Source organism: Flavobacterium sp. 120, from assembly GCF_003633605.1.
GTDB lineage: Bacteria > Bacteroidota > Bacteroidia > Flavobacteriales > Flavobacteriaceae > Flavobacterium > Flavobacterium algoritolerans.
Genome location: NZ_RBKZ01000001.1, coordinates 3,278,165 through 3,297,599 on the forward strand (window position 1 = coordinate 3,278,165; position 19,435 = coordinate 3,297,599).

Below are 19,435 nucleotides of genomic sequence, written 5' to 3' on the forward strand. Positions count from 1 at the left end.
AATAAATTTGAGCAAAAAATAAGGCTGTTTTTTAAAAAATTACTAAAACAGAGTAACTTATAAACAAAAAGCCCTGATTTAGATAAAATCAGGGCTTTTGACTTCTTTTAAATATTAAAAAAAGCAATAAATTTTTAAATTATAAAAAATCTTATGAAATTGTAAAAACAAACAGCATAATTTACTCTATTTATTCATCAGAAAATGATTCAATAAATAAGTGGTTGAACTGTCATGATTTTTGACTGTTTTTGTATTAATTTCATCCAAAATAGAATTAGCTAATTGTTTTCCTAATTCCACTCCCCATTGATCAAAACTAAAAATATTCCAGATAATTCCTTGTACAAAAATCTTGTGTTCATACAAAGCAATCAAAGAACCCAACGTTTTTGGAGATAGTTTCTGGATTAAAATAGTATTCGTAGGCTTATTACCTGTAAAAACTTTAAACGGTAGAAGAAATTTGGCTTTCTCCTCTGAAATACCTTGTTTGTCAAATTCAGCTTGAACTTGTTCTCCAGATTTTCCATGCATCAACGCTTCCGTTTGTGCAAAAAAGTTAGACATTAGTTTATCGTGATGATCATTATCACCATATAAAGGAGTTATAAACCCAATAAAATCTGCAGGAATTAATTTTGTTCCTTGGTGAATTAACTGAAAAAAGGCATGTTGCGCATTAGTTCCCGGCTCTCCCCAAATGATAGTTCCTGTTTGATAGTTTACCGGCTTTCCATCACGACCCACACTTTTACCATTGCTCTCCATCGTTCCTTGCTGTAAATAAGGAGCTAATTTCTGCAAATATTGTGTGTAAGGAATTAGAGCTTCACTTTCGGCACCGAAAAAATTATTGTACCAAACGCTCAATAAAGCCAATGTTACCGGCATATTTTTGTCAAAATCAGCTGTTTTAAAATGTTCGTCCATTTCATTAGCTCCTTGCAACAATTCATCAAAATTATCGTATCCAACAGCTAAGCTTATTGTAAGTCCAACAGCGCTCCACAAAGAGAACCTTCCACCAACCCAATCCCACATAGGGAATACATTATCAGGATTTATCCCAAACTCTGTTACCTTTTGGATATTGGTTGAAACCGCAACAAAATGTTTAGCAATATCTTCTTGAGTAGCTGATTCCAAAAACCATTTTCTGATAGTTTCAGAATTAGTCAGTGTTTCTTGTGTTGTAAAGGTTTTAGAAACAATTACAAAGAGAGTCGTTTCTGGATTTAATTTTTTTATAATCTCATTTACGTGATCGCCATCCACATTTGAAACAAAATGAACGTTAAGATGATTTTTATAAAATTGCAAAGCCTCGACAGCCATAGCAGGACCTAAATCAGAACCTCCAATACCTATATTAACAACATCCGTGAACGGTTTTCCCGTGTAACCAGTTCTTTCACCCGAAGTAACTTCATTAGTAAATGCTTTTATTTTACTTTTTACTTCATAAACTTCAGAAACCACATTATCTCCATCAACATTAATAACTGCTGATTCTTTGGCTCGCAATGCGGTATGAAGCACCGCTCTATTTTCGGTTTGATTGATTATTGCACCATCAAAATAATTAGCAATAGCACTTTTTAGTCCCACCTCATCCGCTAATTCTAATAATAGTTGAAGCGTTTCTTGAGTGATAATATTTTTTGAATAGTCAATTAAAAAATCATTCCATTTCAAATTGAATTTTTCAGTTCTGGTTGCGTCCAATTGAAATAATTCTTGCATTGAAGCTTTTTGCATTTCGTTGTAATGCATTTCAAGTTTCTTCCAAGCGCTCGTTTCTGTTGGGTTTATTGTATTTAAAGCCATTTATTAGGTAGTTTGTAGTATTATTTGAATTTGGCAAAAATACTGAAATTAGTTTTAATGCTAAATGAGTTTACGATTATATAACAATTTAGCAGGAAAAACACTAAATAGTGACCATCCCACAATCACCTAAGTGTTTCTATTTTACTGTCAAATAAGTCTTTTTTATTTATAGTTGCAGAATTATAAATTAGCAACACTATCCAATTGAAATTTTAACGGAGTTATCGTTTTAATGTATCGCTCTTTATTTCTTCCGCTCATGGGTTCGCCGGTAGGCAATTTTAATCGCAAAGCATCAACCTGAACACCATTTTTCCAAAATCGATAACATACATGCGGGCCTGATGCCAAACCTGTGCTTCCCACCAAACCGATAACCTGTCCTTGACTCACACGTTGCCCTCGTCTCACTAATATTTTAGACATGTGCAAGTATTGTGTCGAATAGGTTCCGTTGTGTTTCACTTTTACAAAATTCCCGTTTCCGGCAGTAAAACCACTTTGTTCCACAACTCCGCCAGCCGTTGCAGAAATTGGCGTACCGCGTGGCGCTGCATAATCCGTTCCTTTATGTGCTTTCCACCTGTGCTGAACAGGATGAAATCTACTGGTTGAAAATCGAGAGGATATTCTACTGAATTTTATTGGAGACTTAAGAAAGAAATTTTTCAACGTTTTCCCTTGTTCATCGTAATACTCTATTTTATCTGAGTCTGGATTTTGGGCAAAAGGAAATGCATAAATAATTTTTCCCTTGTATTCAAAAAACGAAGCTTCCAGTTCTTCCACACCGTCATAAACAGTGTCATTTATGAATCGCTCTGTAAAAGTTATAGCAAAACGATCTCCTTTTTTGAGTTTCATAAAATCGATGGAATAGGCGTAAATTTTAGATATTTTACTTGCCAAAGCTCCTTCGATTTTGGCATTACCTAAGGTTTCTGATAATGATTCTTTCAAAACCCCACCAATGGTGCGTCGTTTAATCGTAATGGGTTTTGTTTTTTTATAAGCAACAACAGCCGTGTCGCGTAAATCAACTACATAATAGTTTAACGCATCCGGCTGATAGATAAACACCTGTAAATCATTCTTCTTGTTTTTTGACCGAAGCATTGTAAAAGGCTTATCTATTCTGATGGTTCTCACATCAAAAGTATCTTTTACTTTAGCGATAATATCATATACTTCTCGCTCTCCAATATTTTGTCCTTCTAGTAAAGTCCCAAAAGTGTCTCCCTTTTTTATAGTATCCTGAACAACATTAAAATCAGAATATTTAAACCCAAACTCTATCTTTTTAACTGCTGGTTTAATAATTTCTTTTTCTAGAATCTCATCAGATTTATTACAAGAAATCAAAGAAAATAATACTATAATTGCTAATAATACTTGTTTCAAACTATGTTTTTTTATTCAAATTATTTTTCTTCTCCCCAATGCGCCAGTTCTTCTGCCGACCATAATTCCGGAAAAAATATCCTGCGTTGGTATTTTGGATGCATGTACTTTTTCCAGTCACTTCCTCCTGTCGCTTCTCCATCACCTTTACCGCTCTGATCTATATATTTCTTTGCAGTATTCAAATGTTGCATTACCCAAGTAATATTTACCGTATGGTCATAATGACGCATCGCTAATATTAACTCTGGATTTTTTTGATCTAAATCTGGAAGTTGTTTGAATTTTTGCCAAATGTTTATGGTGTTATATTCTTCCATATGATTCAGGAACATCTTCTTATATTTTCTTTCGAATTCCTCCAGTAGAAAAGACTTTTTACCCGTATGATAATCTTTTCCGGCTGCTTGCCAATACAAATGCTCTAAGGCAAATTCATAAGGCGTATTCCTGTCTATTGACTCTCTATAACGGTGATCGATAAGATTTATTAGGTCTGTAGAGGAAAATTCTATTAAACGGTATTGCGCACTTTGAAAACCACTGGCAGGAGTTAGCGTATTTCTAAATTTCATATATTGATCTACTTCCATTCCGTCTCCCATAATGCTGAAAGAAGTCGTTAGCATATCAAAATATCGGCTGATTCTCATTAATCTTTCAGTGAAAAAATCAGTTTGAATATTTTCACAATAGGAAATTTGGCGCATTTCCCAAAGTATCATCTTAAATATAAGCTCATTCACCTGATGATACATAATAAAAACCATTTCATCAGGAAGCGTTGTTCTTTGAACTTGAAGACTTAACAATGCATCTGTCTGGATATAATCCCAATACGTAATTGGTTTTGACCATAATAATCCTTCCAGTTGCGTCTCTGTTTTTTGATTTATTGCTTGGTATTTTATTTCAATTTCCTTTAAAATCGCTTCTGAACTATCAATATTATTCATTATTTATTTGTTTTAAAAGGATACTTCAATCCTCTATATGCATCTATATCTGCTTTTATAGAACCTACTGCCAAGCTGGCTTTTATTCTGATTGGTAATTTATTATCGTCATCTGAAATCCAAACGGTAAGACTTTCTTGTTCTTTAAAAACACGTCCCGATTGTACCAAAGGTCTAAAAACCATCGTTGACACTACCCCAAATTTAGTGGTAATATTTTCACGGCCCATAAACTTTAGCTTGAATTTAGTAGTTTCATCATCAAAAAACATATCAATCGCAACTGACTCTCCTATTTTTAACTTATCAATTCCAGGATAATTCCTTAGATAATAGAAAGTAGACAAAATGTCTTGTGTGTTTTTAGGAACGTAAAGTGTTTTCTCTGTTTTATGCTTGTAATCTTTAACAAGGACTTTATTTGTAGACTGATTAAAAAAGCCTTCTTGGTTTTTAGTATACCCGCCTTCATTAATTTTTCGGACAAACTGGTATGGATTTCTGGTATCCTTATCAATATAGCTTTCGTATAAGTCATCTACTTTAAAGAAAAATCGAGACATTCCGGTAGTATATCCTCTACCTACGACATGAAACGTCTTTCTGTTATTTACTGTAGCGTCTTTTACTTCCAATGTGGCGTAGCCGGCATTTACTATTCCATAATGAATTCGAAATTTAAACCACTCCCCCACATCATAAGCATCCTCTTTTGGAGAATCAAAACTTACGGTCAATATCACTACAAAGAATAGTATTATTTTTTTCATCATTACTTTATTCGTCAATTTATTGACTCTAATAGCAAATTTTGTTCCAAATATATTAAAACAAAAAAACTCAGTCAAATAATGACTGAGTTTTTATGCTATTAACTAACCAAAAAACTATAAACTATGAAATTTATATGAAATCAGGAAGGAAACCACCCCTTCCCTTTTTGCGAGTGCAAAGGTAGCTAACAAATTCAGTTATTTTAGTGAAAAATAAAGTTTAACACAACATTTACAAAAAAACACGCTGTTCATCGGTTATTTTTTCACAATATGTAAAAATAATGCTTTTTTACAACGTTCCTCGTAATTGCTGTTCTCTCTCGATTGATTCAAATAGCGCTTTAAAGTTACCTGCACCAAATCCTTTGGCTCCCATTCTTTGAATAATTTCAAAAAACAAGGTTGGTCGGTCTTGTACCGGTTTTGTAAATATTTGCAGTAAATATCCTTCTTCATCGGCATCAACCATAATGGCCAGTTTTTCTATTTCGTTTAGATCCTCTTTCATCATTTTCATGTGGTCTCCCAATCGTTCCGGAATTGCTTCATAATAGGTATGCGGAGGAGCAGATAAGAATTCGATTCCTCTTGCTTTCAATTGCGATACGGTTTTGATAATATCATCCGTTGCAATAGCGATATGCTGAATTCCAGGTCCGCCATAAAAGTCCAAATATTCCTCTATTTGTGATTTTTTCTTTCCTTCAGCAGGTTCGTTGATTGGAAATTTGATTCTTCCGTTTCCATTAGACATCACTTTACTCATCAACGCCGAATATTCGGTATTGATTTGTTTGTCATCAAAAGAAAGGAAATTTACAAATCCCATGACATCTTCATAGAACTTAACCCAAGTATTCATTTCGTTCCAACCCACATTTCCTACCATGTGGTCTATGTATTTTAAACCTGTTGGTTCTGGATTGTAATCAGATTTCCACTCCTTATAACCAGGCAAGAAAACACCAGTATAGTTTTTGCGCTCTACAAAAATGTGAACTGTTTCTCCGTATGTATAAATCCCTGAACGTATTACTTCTCCAAATTCATCTTTCTCCACTGTAGGTTCCATGAAAGAACGGGCGCCACGTTTCATTGTTTCTTCGTACGCACTTGTGGCATCTTCTACCCAAAGTGCCGCTACTTTTACTCCATCACCATGTTTTCTCAAATGATCGTGTATAGGAGAATCTTGTGTTAATGGCGTGGTTAATACAATGCGAATCTTATCTTGTTTTAGCACATAAGATGTTCTGTCTTTTACTCCTGTTTCTAATCCGGCATACGCCAATGACTGGTAACCAAAAGCAGTTTTATAATAATGTGCCGATTGTTTTGCGTTTCCTACGTAGAATTCTACATAATCGGTTCCTAATAACGGAAGGAAATCTTGTGCTCCTTCAAATATTTTTTCTAGTCCGTATTCTACTGATTTTACTTCTTTTGACATGGTATTTATTTTTTGATTCGGTAACTCTAATTCTGTAACGCCGTTGGTGGTACTACATTAGATTTACACGGATTTATTAATTTAAAAAAAATGTTGTTATTTACTCTAAAGTCCTAGCCCTGATGGAAACGGCATCCTTTTTCTGGTCTCGTTTTTTAACGAGACCAGAAAAAGATAAAGCGTACAGCAGGAAATAGCTCCTAATTACTCTACCCAAGATTTGTAATACTGACCATCGTCTAATCCCATAGCTTCTTCGGTTACCATTAATGGGCGAAATGTATCCACCATTACGGCTAATTCATGAGTTATGGTTTGACCAATACTACGCTCCATTGCTCCTGGCGCGGGTCCGTGCGGAATTCCTTTTGGATGCAATGTAATGTGTCCTTGCTCGATATTGTTGCGGCTCATAAAATCGCCATCTACGTAATACAAAACCTCATCACTATCAATATTACTGTGATTATAAGGCGCCGGAATTGCTTTTGGGTGGTAATCATATAATCGTGGACAGAACGAACAAACTACAAATGTTGACGTTTCAAATGTCTGATGAACCGGCGGCGGCTGGTGCACGCGGCCTGTTATAGGCTCAAAATTGTGAATGCTGAATCCGTAAGGAAAATTATATCCGTCCCAACCTACTACATCAAAGGGATGCGTGGCGTAAACGAATTCATGAATCATTCCTTCTTTTTTGATTTTGATTAGAAAATCTCCTTTTTCATCGTGCGTTTCTAATTCTGTTGGCAAAATAAAGTCGCGCTCGCAAAATGGTGAATGCTCTAAATGTTGACCTGATTCATTCTTATAACGTTTTGGCGTATAAAATGGCGCAAATGATTCGACATAGAAAAGTCTATTTTCGGTTGTTTCAAAATCAATTTGATAAATCATTCCGCGAGGAATAATCAAGTAATCCCCATATTCGAAAGGAATGTTTCCCATCATGGTACGCAATTTTCCTTTTCCTTTGTGAATGAAAATCATTTCATCGGCATCGGCATTTTTATAGAAATAGTTGCGCAACGATTGTCTTGGCGCAGCCAATCCTATCGTACAATCTTTATTGACTAACATCGGTTTGCGACTGTCCAGAAAATCATCTTCGGGTTTTAACTCAAATCCTTTTAATAACAATGATTTTATGTTTTTCCCAATAGCAATTTTCGGCTCAACCGAATAGGATTTTAGAATTTCCTTTACCTGTGTTGGTCTCTGAACATGATACAATAATGAGGAATGGCCGTGAAAACCTTCTGTTCCAAAAAGCTGTTCGTAGTATAAACCGCCATTTGGTTTTTCAAATTGCGTATGTCTTTTTTGGGGGAAATTCCCCAATTTATGGTATAAAGGCATGATTTTTTTGCTTAAAAGTTAAAGTTTAAAAGTTTAAAGTTGTATTGAACTAAACTTATTTAATTAAATCAAAAAAATGCAATTTATTCAGGATTCCTCTTGATGAGAAATTGCAGATATCCTAATAAACCGCTCCAAGTTGTTTTCATGATAACAAATATCGGAATTATTATTGAATTAAATTACAATTAAAACATAAACCCGATACTAAACCAAGTATATCCTTTTGCATTTTCCGGAGACCAGGAATGTTTTACTTCTATAGGTCCAATTACCGTTTCCAGACCATAACCTACTGCATAACCTGAATATTTTGGGATTGAAATCCAATCTACCGTTTCGAAAATCCTGTCTCCAACATTAGCAAAGTTTGCCGAAAAATTGAAATGATTGTTCTTATAAAATTCATAATCAATAGTTCCTGTTGATTTTATGTAGCTGTTCGCCGCAATGCTCAAATAATCATACCCATAAAAATATTTGAAATTATTTATAGGATTGTATCCGTAACCTCCCAAAATAAAATTGAAAAAAGAAACGCTTTCATTCCCAAAGGAGAAACCAGCATCTGTACTAAATTTTACCGTTGCATTTTTAAAAAGTGTCGCAGCTACTCCAAAATCAGCTTTTGCAATGGAAAAAGGCTGAAAATCTCCTGTATAATTTGAAGACACCAAATACGATTGTATATCTCCTGAAAAATACCATCCTTTTTTGGGAAAATATTTATTATCAAAAGAGTCAAATTTCATATAACCAAAAAGACTTAAGTAATTACTGTTGTCAATTACCGGATCCGTATTGGCCAATGTCTCCGACTTTATTTTCAAATATTTTAATTCAATTCCTCCACCAATTAAAAATTTCTGAACAAATAGCGATTGAAAATATGCCTGATTTGTCAAATCGTGAAAATCTACATTAATTGCATTTATACCCAAAGCGCCTAAGTCTAAACTGCTTATTTCTTTGGCAACATTTCTATTAAATTGATTGAACTGTGATTTGAAACCAAAACTCAAATTAAATCCATTCTCTATATAATAATCTAAATTATACCTGATATTATCTCCCAAAACGATATCCAGCGAAGTTCTGTCATTCTTAAAAAACGTTTTTTTATGGGTTAGATTAATCAAAACGGCACTCTTGAATAAATTGTCATAATGCAATCCAAATTTCAAATATGTTTTTGAAGGGTTTTCTTTTAACGTTAAATTTAAATCATCCCCATTTTTATTTTCATCTAATGAATAAGATATAGCACTGAAGTTTTGAGTTGCGTTTATATTATTTATTCCCTTCAACAAATCATCGTAACAGGTTTTTACTCCTGGCTTAAACCTTAATTTACCAATCACATATTCTTTGGTATAATTATCTAATTCATTGCTATTGATATCTACAATTTGTAAGCTGTCTGATGCTAATTTTAGATTCGGTTTCCTGTACGGATTGGAATCATCAACCAATAATTTAATTTTTTCATAAACAGAGAACGTAGCTTCTTCTCCTTTCCTAATGATTTCCTTTCCTTTATCGAAAGATACTACGCCATAATTTTTAATATCCGGTTTTATATAGACATCCGTTTGTTTTACATTTTTCTTCATCCTTTCAATGGATTGAAGATTTGTAATTTGAACCAAAATTCTCGTTGCATCTTTAAGCTGGTTTCTGTCTAATAAATCATCCTGAACATCAACTCCTATGATAATTTCTGCGCCTAATTTACGAACTTCCTCAATTGGATAATTATTAATCACACCACCATCTACAAGCAATTTCCCGTCAATTTCCACAGGAGAAAACAAAGATGGAAACGCAGAACTCGCAATCATAGCCTGCGCCAGATTTCCTTTATTCAGTAAAACCTGTTCTCCAGTTTCTATATTAGTTCCAATGCACAAAAACGGAATTGGAAGTTTATTAAAATCCCTTATGTGCCTGACATTTCTTGTAATTCTGCTCAATAAATTATAATTGTACATCCCTTTTGACAATGCTTCCGGAATACCTATTTTGAGTTTGTTAAACGGCAAAACGAGCGCGTATAATTCGTCATTTCTTTTTTCGTAAAAATTTTTAGAAGATCTAGGAATGAAATCGTTTAGTAATTCATTGAAATTTGTGGCTTGAAAAATGGAATCAATTTGGCTGGCATTATAACCTGATGCGTAAAGACCGCCGATAACGGCTCCCATACTTGTTCCGCCAATGTAATCGATCTTGACACCCGCTTCTTCCAATACTTTCAAAACACCAATGTGCGCAAATCCTTTTGCTCCGCCGCCACTTAAAACTAAACCAATTTTTGGTTTCTTTTGCTCTTGCGAAAACACAGACAAACTAGCAAAAACAATCAGTAACAGCATGATTTTCTTCATAAATAGCAATTTGGTGGTAATAGAATTTAGCAAGATCAAATATCATTTGCCCAAATATCAATAATCTAAATTAATCATTCATTTGTAGCCTTGTAAAATTCGGTAATTTTTTTGGCTTTAGACATACCTATAACGTCCGAAATTTCTTTTTCTGACGCTAATTTCAATCTTTTAACACTTTTAAAATGCTGAATTAAAGTCAGCATCGTTTTTTCTCCAATGCCAGGAATGCTTTCTATCGAAGAATTCAGTGCTGCTTTACTCCTTTTATCTCTGTGATGTGTAATCCCAAAACGGTGTGCTTCGTTCCGTAATTGCTGGATTACTTTCAAGGTTTCTGATTTTTTGTCTAAATACAACGGAATAGAATCTCCCGGATAAAAAAGCTCCTCCAGTCTTTTGGCAATTCCAATTATAGCAATCTTTCCTCGTAATCCCAATTCATCAATACTTTTCAACGCTGATGACAATTGCCCTTTCCCACCATCAATAATTATCAAATTGGGCAATGGTTCGTTTTCATCCAGCAATCGTTTGTATCTTCTGTAAACTACTTCGGTCATCGAAGCGAAATCATCCGGTCCTTCGACCGTTTTTATATTAAAATGGCGGTAATCTTTTTTGCTTGGTTTTCCATCTTTGAAAACCACGCAGGCCGCAACAGGATTTGTTCCTTGAATATTTGAGTTATCAAAACATTCTATGTGTCTTGGCTCCACCGGCAATCGCAAATCTTTTTGCATTTGCGCCATAATCCTTTTCGTATGTCGATCCGGATCGACAATTTGCAGTTGTTTCAACTGTTCGATTCGGTAAAATTTAGCATTCCGAATAGACAAATCCAAAATTTGCTTTTTGTCTCCCAATTGAGGAATCGTAATTTTTATGTTTTCACCCAAGTCAACGTGAAAGGGAACAATCACTTCTCGTGACAACAATTGAAAACGTTCTCTCAACTCGACAATCGCCAATTCTAATAATTCTTCGTCGGTTTCGTCGAGTTTCTTTTTGATTTCCATCGTGTGCGAACGAATAATCGAACCGTGAGAAATTTGCAGGAAATTCACATACGCCGCACTTTCATCCGAAACTATCGAAAAGACATCAATATTGGTGATTTTTGGATTTACTATTGTAGAACGCGATTGGTAGTTTTCAAGAACTTCTATTTTCTCTTTTATTTTTTGGGCTTCCTCAAAATGCATATCGGCGGCCAGATTGGTCATGACACGCTTGAAATCTTTCATGCTTTCCTTGAAATTTCCTTTCAAAATTTCGCGAATCGCATCAACTTGCTTTTGGTAATTTTCTAAGGTTTCGTGACCTTCACAAGGCCCCATGCAATTCCCAATATGGTATTCGAGACAAACCTTGAATTTCCCACTTTCGATATTGCTTTTACTCAAATCATAGTTGCAAGTTCGCAGCGGATACAATTCTTTTATCAGCTCCAAAATAGTGCTTACGGTTTTGAAACTGGTATACGGTCCAAAATATTCTGATCCGTCTTTGACCATTCTTCGGGTTGCGAAAATGCGCGAAAAAGGTTCTTTCTTGATACACAACCACGGGTAACTTTTATCATCTCGCAACAAAACGTTATAACGCGGTTGCAAGGTTTTTATCAAGTTGTTTTCCAATAAAAGGGCATCGGTCTCCGTAGGAACCACAATGTGTTTTATGGTGACAATTTTCTTTACGAGCACATTGGTTTTGGCCGTATCATGAATTTTATTAAAATACGAAGCAACTCTTTTTTTTATGTTTTTGGCTTTGCCCACATACAAAATCTTCCCTTCCTTATCGTAATATTGATATACGCCGGGACCATCCGGCAAGGTTTGAATTTGTAAGGCTAAAGTTGTTGGATTCATGTAACAAAGTTAATCTCTAAAATCCCGAAATACAAATCAATATTCTTGAAATCTTTCTGGCAAAATTTTTATCAGAATTTTAGTTTCTAATTCGTTATTATCGTTATTTTTATCTTTTCAAGAATCTATGATAAAAACCAATACCACACCAATCGTAATTTTCGGCGAAAGCATTATTCCCGGAGAGAGCAAAACTATCAATGTCGAAATTGCCAGACTACACACCACAACAAAACTGAACATCCCCGTTATTGTTAGACGGTCTAAAATTGATGGTCCCGTGGTACTTTTCTCAGCAGGAATTCATGGAGATGAAATTAACGGCGTCGAGATCGTAAGACAACTCATTCACAAAAAAATAAACCGACCAAAAAAAGGTACAATCATTTGTATTCCAATAATAAACGTGTACGGATTTGTCAACAAATCAAGAGAATTTCCAGACGGAAGGGATTTAAACCGTGTTTTTCCGGGAAGTAAAACCGGTTCATTGGCCAGTCGATTTGCGTTCCATATTTTAGCCGAAATCATGCCAATTGTGGAATATGCCGTTGACTTTCACGCCGGTGGTGCGAGCCGTTTCAACGCACCACAAATTAGAATAGCTCATAGCAATGCCGAATTAAAAATACTGGCAGATGTATTTAATGCTCCATTTACCTTATATTCCAGAAATATAATCGGGTCATTTAGAAGTTCAAGCGAAAGAATGGATGTCAAAATGTTACTTTTTGAAGGCGGAAAATCACTTGACATTAATAATTCCGTTGCCGATGAAGGGGTTAATGGCGCAAAACGCCTATTGTCTCACCTTGGTATGTTAGATCCAAAACATACTGTAATCAAACCAAAATCGCCTTCCATCTATATTGAAAAATCAGGCTGGATTAGAGCCAAATGTTCCGGATTGTTGCACGATTATAACACTATTGGTAATTTTGTAAAAAAGGGAACAATTCTAGCCACCATAACTGATCCGTACGGAAAGTTTGAGCGAAAAGTTAAAGCACCAAATGATGGTTACGTAATCAACGCCAATCATTCCCCTATTGTTTACGAAGGCGATGCTATTTACCACATGTCAAACACTAATGAAGAGGATGAAGAATAAAAAAGAATTGCGACTCAAATCCAAAACCTTACGAAATGCACTTTCCGAAAATGAAATTGAGGAAATGAGTTTGGCTGTAGCCAATAAAATACTGACACTGCCTATTTGGGAGAAAACCTATTTTCATATTTTCTTACCTATTACAGAACAAAAAGAAGTCAATACCGAATTCATTCTTCACTTATTATCCGGAAAAGACAAAGAGATTATTGTCTCCAAAGCTGATTTTGAAACCCGAAACATGACTCATTTTCTATTGACTGACAACACCCGAATCAAGAAAAACGCATACAATATCCCAGAACCCGTAGATGGCATTGAAGTTCCTTCGCATAAAATTGATGTGGTTTTTGTACCGCTTTTGGCTTTCGACAAAAAAGGACATCGCGTGGGGTACGGCAAAGGGTTTTACGATAAATTTTTATCAGAATGTAAACCGGATGTAATCAAAATTGGTCTTTCCTTTTTTGACCCCGAAGAATTGATTACCGATGTTTTTGAAGGTGATGTAAAACTGGATTATTGTGTGACCCCGGATGAAGTTCACTCATTTTAATTTTTAATCCGTACTTTAGCAACAGATAAAATCTAATCAAGTTATGAGAACATTTAAAAATTCAAGATTTGCCGTAAGCGTTATGGTTATTCTATTTGCAGTTTCATTTTCAAACTGTAGCATTCACACCGGAACCAGCAGATCTACTTATAAAGCTAAAAAACTTCCTCCGGGTCAAGCTAAAAAAATATACGGCGGAAAAAGCGCTAAACGTTATGCTCCTGGGCAAAACAAATAAATCCAATAAAAGAAAAAGACCTGTTCAAATTATGAACAGGTCTTTTTTTATATTGTGAATAATTTTGAATCTAATTGTGATGAAATGCTTTTTTGTTGAAAAAAATTAAGATTCCAACTCCTGTAGAAATTGCCATATCGGCAACATTGAAGATAGCGTTGAAGAAAGTAAATTCTTTTCCGCCCCAAATAGGCAACCAACTTGGTAAAGTTCCATGCCAAAAAGGGAAATAAAGCATATCAACTACTTTTCCATGAAACCAAGTTCCGTAAGGTTGATCCGAAAACAAAGTAGCTAATTGTTGTTGACTGTCATCAAAAATAACTCCGTAAAAAACAGAATCGATGATGTTCCCGAAAGCTCCAACGAGAATTAAAGAAATAGCAACAATTAAATAATCTGAACTCTTCTTTTTCACTGAATCCCACAACCAATATCCAATTCCGCCAACAGCGGCGATTCTAAATAGAGTTAAAAACAACTTTCCATAAGCTCCCGGGATTTGAACCCCCCAAGCCATTCCCTCATTTTCAATGAACAGAATTTTGAACCATTTGAATACTTCAACTTCTTCTCCTAAAATAAAGTTAGTTTTAATATAAATTTTAGAAACTTGATCAACAAGCAATAAGATAAAAATAAGGAGATACGCTTTTCGTAATGACATTTTATAAATTTTAATGGCGCAAAAATAACAATTTAATCAAAAAAAACGCTCCCAATGGAGCGTTAAATCTTGTTTAACAAGAGGTTTATCGTTGCAAGTTCTTTGCTTCGATACTCATTGTTGCATGAGGAACGATTTTTAATCTTTCTTTCCCAATTAATTTGCCTGTAACTTTACAAACTCCGTATGTTTTATTTTCTACACGGAAGAGTGCATTTTTCAAATCACGGATAAACTTCTCCTGACGAATCGCCAGTTGTGAGTTTGCTTCTTTTGACATTGTTTCGCTTCCTTCTTCAAAAGCTTTGAATGTTGGCGAAGTATCGTCAGTTCCGTTATTTAAATCATTCATATACGCACTTTTTATCAAATCTAAATCTAATTGTGCTTTTTGAATTTTGTTAAGGATTATCTCTTTGAACTCTGCTAAATCAGCTTCAGAGTATTTTGTAGCTTCATCTACCATCTTTGTATTATTTTGAAATTAATATCATTGTTTTTATATCGTCAAACTCAATTTCTGTACCGTTTTCTATTTCATCTACAAAAACCAAATCGCTGGTTAATGTTTCTGATTTTATATACGCTTCATTTTTAAGAATCGCCTCTTCTAGAATTCCATTTCTTTTCAATTGAACTTTAATTTTATCAGTAACTTCAAATCCGGAATCTTTACGGATATTCTGAATTCTGTTTACTAATTCTCTGGAAATTCCTTCTTGTTTTAATTCTTCAGAAATTGTAATGTCAAGCGCAACCGTTATTCCGTTTGAGTTGGCTACTAACCAACCTTCAATATCCTGTGATGTTATTTCTACATCTTCTAAAGTTAAAATTACGTTATTTCCTGCAATAACAATATTCAGGCTTCCTTCCTTATCCAACTGACTGATTTGCTCTTTCGAAAACCCTTGTATTTCCTTAGAAATCAAGCCCATATCCTTTCCAAAACGGGGTCCTAGTGTCTTAAAATTAGGCTTAATCTGTTTCACCAAAACACCGGAAGCATCGTCCAAAAGTACGATTTCTTTCACATTTACCTCTGCTTTTATAAGGTCAGAAATAGCCTCAATTTCAGCTCTTTGATTGTCGTCAAGTACTGGAATCATTACCTTTTGCAACGGTTGGCGTACCTTTATCATTTCCTTTTTTCGGAGTGATAAAACCAATGATGAAATGGTTTGTGCTTTCTGCATTTTGCTCTCTAACATTTTATTAACATAGTTTTCAACCGAAATTGGAAACTCCGCCAAATGTACACTGTCATATTTTTCCGACTGTGTTGCTAAAGTTAAGTCTCTGTAAAGTTTGTCCATAAAGAACGGAGCGATTGGCGCACCTAGTTTACTTATGGTTAACAAACAGGTATATAAAGTTTGATATGCCGCGATTTTGTCTTGTGCATATTCCCCTTTCCAGAAGCGTCTTCTACACAAACGAACGTACCAGTTACTCAAGTTTTCCTGTACAAATTCAGAGATTGCACGAGCTGCTTTTGTTGGTTCGTAATCCGCGTAATAACTGTCAACGTCTTTTATCAAAGTATTCAATTCTGAGATAATCCATTGGTCAATTTCCGGTCTTTCGTTTAACGGAATTTCCGCTTCTTCAAATTTGAAACCATCAATATTAGCATACAAACTAAAGAACGAATACGTGTTGTATAAGGTTCCAAAGAATTTTCTGCGCACCTCAGTAATTCCTTCTAAATCAAATTTCAAGTTGTCCCAAGGATTCGCATTGGAAATCATATACCAGCGCGTCGCATCTGGACCGTATTCTTTTAATGTTTCGAATGGATCTGCGGCATTCCCTAAACGTTTGGACATTTTTTGTCCGTTTTTGTCCAAAACCAATCCATTAGAAACTACATTTTTATAAGCTACTTTATCAAAAACTAATGTTCCAATAGCGTGCAACGTATAAAACCAACCACGCGTTTGATCTACTCCTTCTGCGATGAAATCAGCAGGGAAATCTTTGTTTTGATCAATTTTATCTTTATTTTCAAAAGGATAATGCCATTGTGCATAAGGCATGGAACCTGAATCAAACCAAACGTCAATCAAGTCCGCTTCACGTGTCATTGGCTTTCCAGAAGCTGAAACCAAGGTAATTTCATCAACTACATTTTTATGTAAATCAACTAAATCATAATTGGATTCTGCCATATTTCCAATTTCAAAACCTTTGAAAGGATTTTCTTTTTGGAAACCTGCAGCGATTGATTTTTCAATTTCGTTGTATAATTCTTCTACTGAACCAATCAGAATCTCTTCGGTTCCTTCTTCGGTTCTCCAAATTGGCAATGGAATTCCCCAATATCTTGAACGCGATAAATTCCAGTCATTGGCATTTTTCAACCAATTCCCAAAACGCCCTTCTCCAGTCGCTTTTGGCTTCCAGTTGATGGTTTCGTTCAAGTCAAACATTCTGTCTTTAACTTCTGAGATTTTTATAAACCAAGAATCTAAAGGATAGTATAAAATAGGTTTGTCTGTTCTCCAGCAATGCGGATAACTGTGGACATATTTCTCTACTTTAAATGCTCTGTTTTCTTCTTTTAATCGAATGGCGATTTCAACATCTACGGAACGTTCCGGAGCTTCACCTTCGTTATAATATTCATTTTTCACATATTTACCGGCATATTCCCCTACATGCGAAGTGAATTTTCCTTGCAAATCTACTAACGGAACCGGAGTTCCATTTTCGTCCAAAACTAACATTGGCGGGATTTCTGGTGTAGCTTCTTTAGCCACTTTTGCATCATCAGCACCAAAAGTAGGTGAAGTATGCACGATTCCCGTTCCATCTTCCGTAGTTACAAAATCTCCTGAAATTACTCTAAAAGCATTTTCAGCATTTTGATACGGAAGCACTAAAGGCATTAATTGTTCGTAACGAATGTCAACCAAATCAGCTCCTTTACATTCGGCTAAAACCTGATACGGGATTTTTTTATCACCTTCTTTGAAATTTTCAAAATCAGCAGGTTCTGTACTTTCGAAGAAACCTTTTCCGAATTGTTTTCCAACTAAATTCTTAGCCAAAATCAATGTTGCCGGACGAAATGTATATTGATTGAATGTTTTTACTAAAGCATATTCGATTTTTGGACCTACTGTCAAAGCAGTATTACTTGGCAATGTCCAAGGTGTTGTTGTCCAAGCCAAGATAAAAACTTCGTCTAAATCCAAAGCTTCTAACTTATAATGCAGTAAATTATTCGAACTGATGTAATCATAAAACTTAGAAAATAACAGCTCTTTGTGCGCATCAATCACTTTAAATTGTGCCACAACAGTCGTGTCCGTTACATCTCTATAACTTCCCGGTTGGTTTACTTCATGCGACGATAATCCTGTTCCTGCTTTTGGAGAATACGGCTGAATGGTGTAACCTTTGTACATCAAATCCTTGTTGTAAATTTGTTTCAAAATCCACCAAACCGTTTCCATATATTTGGATTTGTAAGTCACATACGGATCTTCCATATCTACCCAATACCCCATTTTTTCAGTCAAATCATTCCATACATCCGTATAACGCATTACGGTTTTTTTACACGCTTCGTTATATTCTTCGATAGAAATTGATTTTCCAATATCTTCTTTGGTAATTCCTAATTCTTTCTCGGTACCTAATTCCACAGGTAAACCATGTGTGTCCCAGCCCGCTTTACGCTTTACTTGAAACCCTTTTTGAGTTTTATATCTGCAAAAAATATCTTTAATCGCACGCGCCATTACGTGGTGAATTCCAGGCAATCCATTTGCCGAAGGCGGACCTTCAAAAAACACGAATGGTTGGTTTCCTTCGCGAGTGGTTACGCTTTTCTCAAATATATTTTCTTTCTTCCAAAAATCAAGTACTTCTGACGCTACAGTTGGTAAGTCAAGTCCTTTGTATTCAGTAAATTTTGTGCTCATTTTATCCTTTTCTAAATCGAGGTGCGAAAGTAAGGAATTTTGAATAAAAGAAAGAAAAGAAGAGAAAAAATAGACGAAATTGGTCAGATAATTCGATAAAATGGAATCAAAATATCCTTTTATTGCTTTCTAAGAGAAAACTTCTTTCAAAACGTCTAATGATTTTGGTTTTTTAAAGCCGTCCAAGTGAAAACTATAGTAATCAATCAGTATTCTTAAAACAATTTGTCTTTCAATGACATGGAATATTTTTTGATTGTTATCGAATTTCAAATCAATCAGTTTTTTGAATAAATTGCTTTCATGTTCCGTGAGTGAACTGATGGCATGAAAGGGTGTAAAAATACCTTCGGTCATTTCAAAAAAAGGCATATACATATCAGAAATATCAGGATAAAAACCCAAATATTTTGTGGTTTCCAATAATAAAATCAAATGAAAATTGGCAATTTCATCATGATTATCCAACCAATGCAATGCTGTTTCCAGAAAGGTAAAAAGATGCTCATTCGTTTCTTCTTCGTGAATAGAATGGTGCAACATTTCTGAAATGAACATCACAATCGTACTCTTATAAATATCCGAATGTATCGAATGAAAAGCCGAGGCAATTTTTATTTCCTTGAAATTTTCTAAAGTACCTTTGTTTTTGTGAACCGCTTCAATTTCGAGAATGGTCAACGGTTGAAAATAGGCGATTTTCTGATTCGCTTTTCGGCTCGAAAAAGCATCCCGAACGAAGTATGATTTCAAACCATGAGACAGCGTAAAGCATTTCACAATCAGACTTTTTTCCTGAAATTTTAAGGATGAAAGGACAATGGCTTTGGTTTTTACTAACAAGTTTAGGTTTTTAGATTTTTAGACTTCTTAGATAATTAGACTTCAGAGA

The 19,435-nt window shown here is 34.9% G+C and carries 15 protein-coding genes; 3 read left to right on the forward strand and 12 right to left on the reverse strand.

Annotated features, from left to right (window positions below; translation table 11 throughout):
* Positions 1-186: 186 nt before the first annotated feature.
* From pgi to uvrC, 8 genes are all read right to left on the reverse strand, one after another.
* Positions 187-1,830, reverse strand: a complete 1,644-nt coding sequence (pgi, locus tag C8C87_RS14065; protein ID WP_121343015.1) for a glucose-6-phosphate isomerase — start codon at positions 1,828-1,830, stop codon at positions 187-189.
* Positions 1,831-2,013: 183 nt separating this feature from the next.
* The gene (locus tag C8C87_RS14070) at positions 2,014-3,234 is read right to left on the reverse strand and encodes a peptidoglycan DD-metalloendopeptidase family protein (protein ID WP_121343016.1); all 1,221 of its coding nucleotides are present in this window, start codon (positions 3,232-3,234) and stop codon (positions 2,014-2,016) included.
* Positions 3,235-3,254: 20 nt separating this feature from the next.
* Positions 3,255-4,190: a tryptophan 2,3-dioxygenase family protein gene (locus C8C87_RS14075; protein ID WP_121343017.1), complete on the reverse strand. Its 936-nt coding sequence runs from the start codon at positions 4,188-4,190 to the stop codon at positions 3,255-3,257.
* Positions 4,190-4,960 carry a DUF3108 domain-containing protein gene (locus C8C87_RS14080; RefSeq protein WP_099716243.1) on the reverse strand — a complete coding sequence of 257 codons (771 nt, stop codon included), beginning with the start codon at positions 4,958-4,960 and terminating at the stop codon, positions 4,190-4,192. The genes C8C87_RS14075 and C8C87_RS14080 overlap by 1 nt, the downstream gene beginning before the upstream one ends.
* Before the next feature lie 295 nt (positions 4,961-5,255).
* Complete coding sequence (hppD, locus tag C8C87_RS14085; protein ID WP_099714116.1) at positions 5,256-6,416, reverse strand: 4-hydroxyphenylpyruvate dioxygenase; 1,161 nt, start codon at positions 6,414-6,416, stop codon at positions 5,256-5,258.
* 204 nt (positions 6,417-6,620) lie between these two features.
* Positions 6,621-7,778, reverse strand: coding sequence for a homogentisate 1,2-dioxygenase (locus C8C87_RS14090; RefSeq protein ID WP_121343018.1), 1,158 nt, complete (start codon positions 7,776-7,778; stop codon positions 6,621-6,623).
* 188 nt (positions 7,779-7,966) lie between these two features.
* A complete protein-coding gene (locus C8C87_RS14095) occupies positions 7,967-10,165 on the reverse strand; it encodes a patatin-like phospholipase family protein (protein ID WP_121343019.1) in 2,199 nt (732 codons plus the stop codon).
* A 74-nt stretch (positions 10,166-10,239) separates the two neighbouring features.
* On the reverse strand, positions 10,240-12,039 hold the full coding sequence (gene uvrC, locus C8C87_RS14100) for an excinuclease ABC subunit UvrC (protein ID WP_121343020.1): 1,800 nt from the start codon (positions 12,037-12,039) through the stop codon (positions 10,240-10,242).
* 127 nt (positions 12,040-12,166) lie between these two features.
* Here uvrC and C8C87_RS14105 point away from each other — a divergent pair, with 127 nt between their 5' ends.
* From C8C87_RS14105 to C8C87_RS14115, 3 genes are read left to right on the forward strand one after another with little or no spacing between them, the layout of a single operon-like run.
* Complete coding sequence (locus C8C87_RS14105) at positions 12,167-13,150, forward strand: succinylglutamate desuccinylase/aspartoacylase family protein (RefSeq protein WP_099714112.1); 984 nt, start codon at positions 12,167-12,169, stop codon at positions 13,148-13,150.
* Entirely contained in the window at positions 13,140-13,706 is a 567-nt protein-coding gene (locus tag C8C87_RS14110; protein ID WP_121343021.1) for a 5-formyltetrahydrofolate cyclo-ligase, read from the forward strand. The genes C8C87_RS14105 and C8C87_RS14110 overlap by 11 nt, the downstream gene beginning before the upstream one ends.
* Before the next feature lie 43 nt (positions 13,707-13,749).
* Positions 13,750-13,944 carry a hypothetical protein gene (locus tag C8C87_RS14115; RefSeq protein WP_099714110.1) on the forward strand — a complete coding sequence of 65 codons (195 nt, stop codon included), beginning with the start codon at positions 13,750-13,752 and terminating at the stop codon, positions 13,942-13,944.
* Between the two features lie 70 nt (positions 13,945-14,014).
* On the opposite strand, the gene C8C87_RS14120 is transcribed toward C8C87_RS14115, so the two are convergent.
* The 4 genes from C8C87_RS14120 to recO form a co-directional block, all read right to left on the reverse strand.
* Positions 14,015-14,611 (reverse strand): lipoprotein signal peptidase, encoded by a 597-nt coding sequence (locus C8C87_RS14120; protein ID WP_099714109.1) that lies wholly within the window; start codon positions 14,609-14,611, stop codon positions 14,015-14,017.
* A gap of 85 nt (positions 14,612-14,696) precedes the next feature.
* Positions 14,697-15,077, reverse strand: a complete 381-nt coding sequence (locus C8C87_RS14125; protein WP_099714108.1) for a TraR/DksA C4-type zinc finger protein — start codon at positions 15,075-15,077, stop codon at positions 14,697-14,699.
* A gap of 7 nt (positions 15,078-15,084) precedes the next feature.
* Entirely contained in the window at positions 15,085-18,543 is a 3,459-nt protein-coding gene (gene ileS, locus C8C87_RS14130) for an isoleucine--tRNA ligase (protein WP_121343022.1), read from the reverse strand.
* Positions 18,544-18,672: 129 nt separating this feature from the next.
* On the reverse strand, positions 18,673-19,386 hold the full coding sequence (recO, locus tag C8C87_RS14135) for a DNA repair protein RecO (protein WP_121343023.1): 714 nt from the start codon (positions 19,384-19,386) through the stop codon (positions 18,673-18,675).
* Positions 19,387-19,435 lie beyond the last annotated feature (49 nt).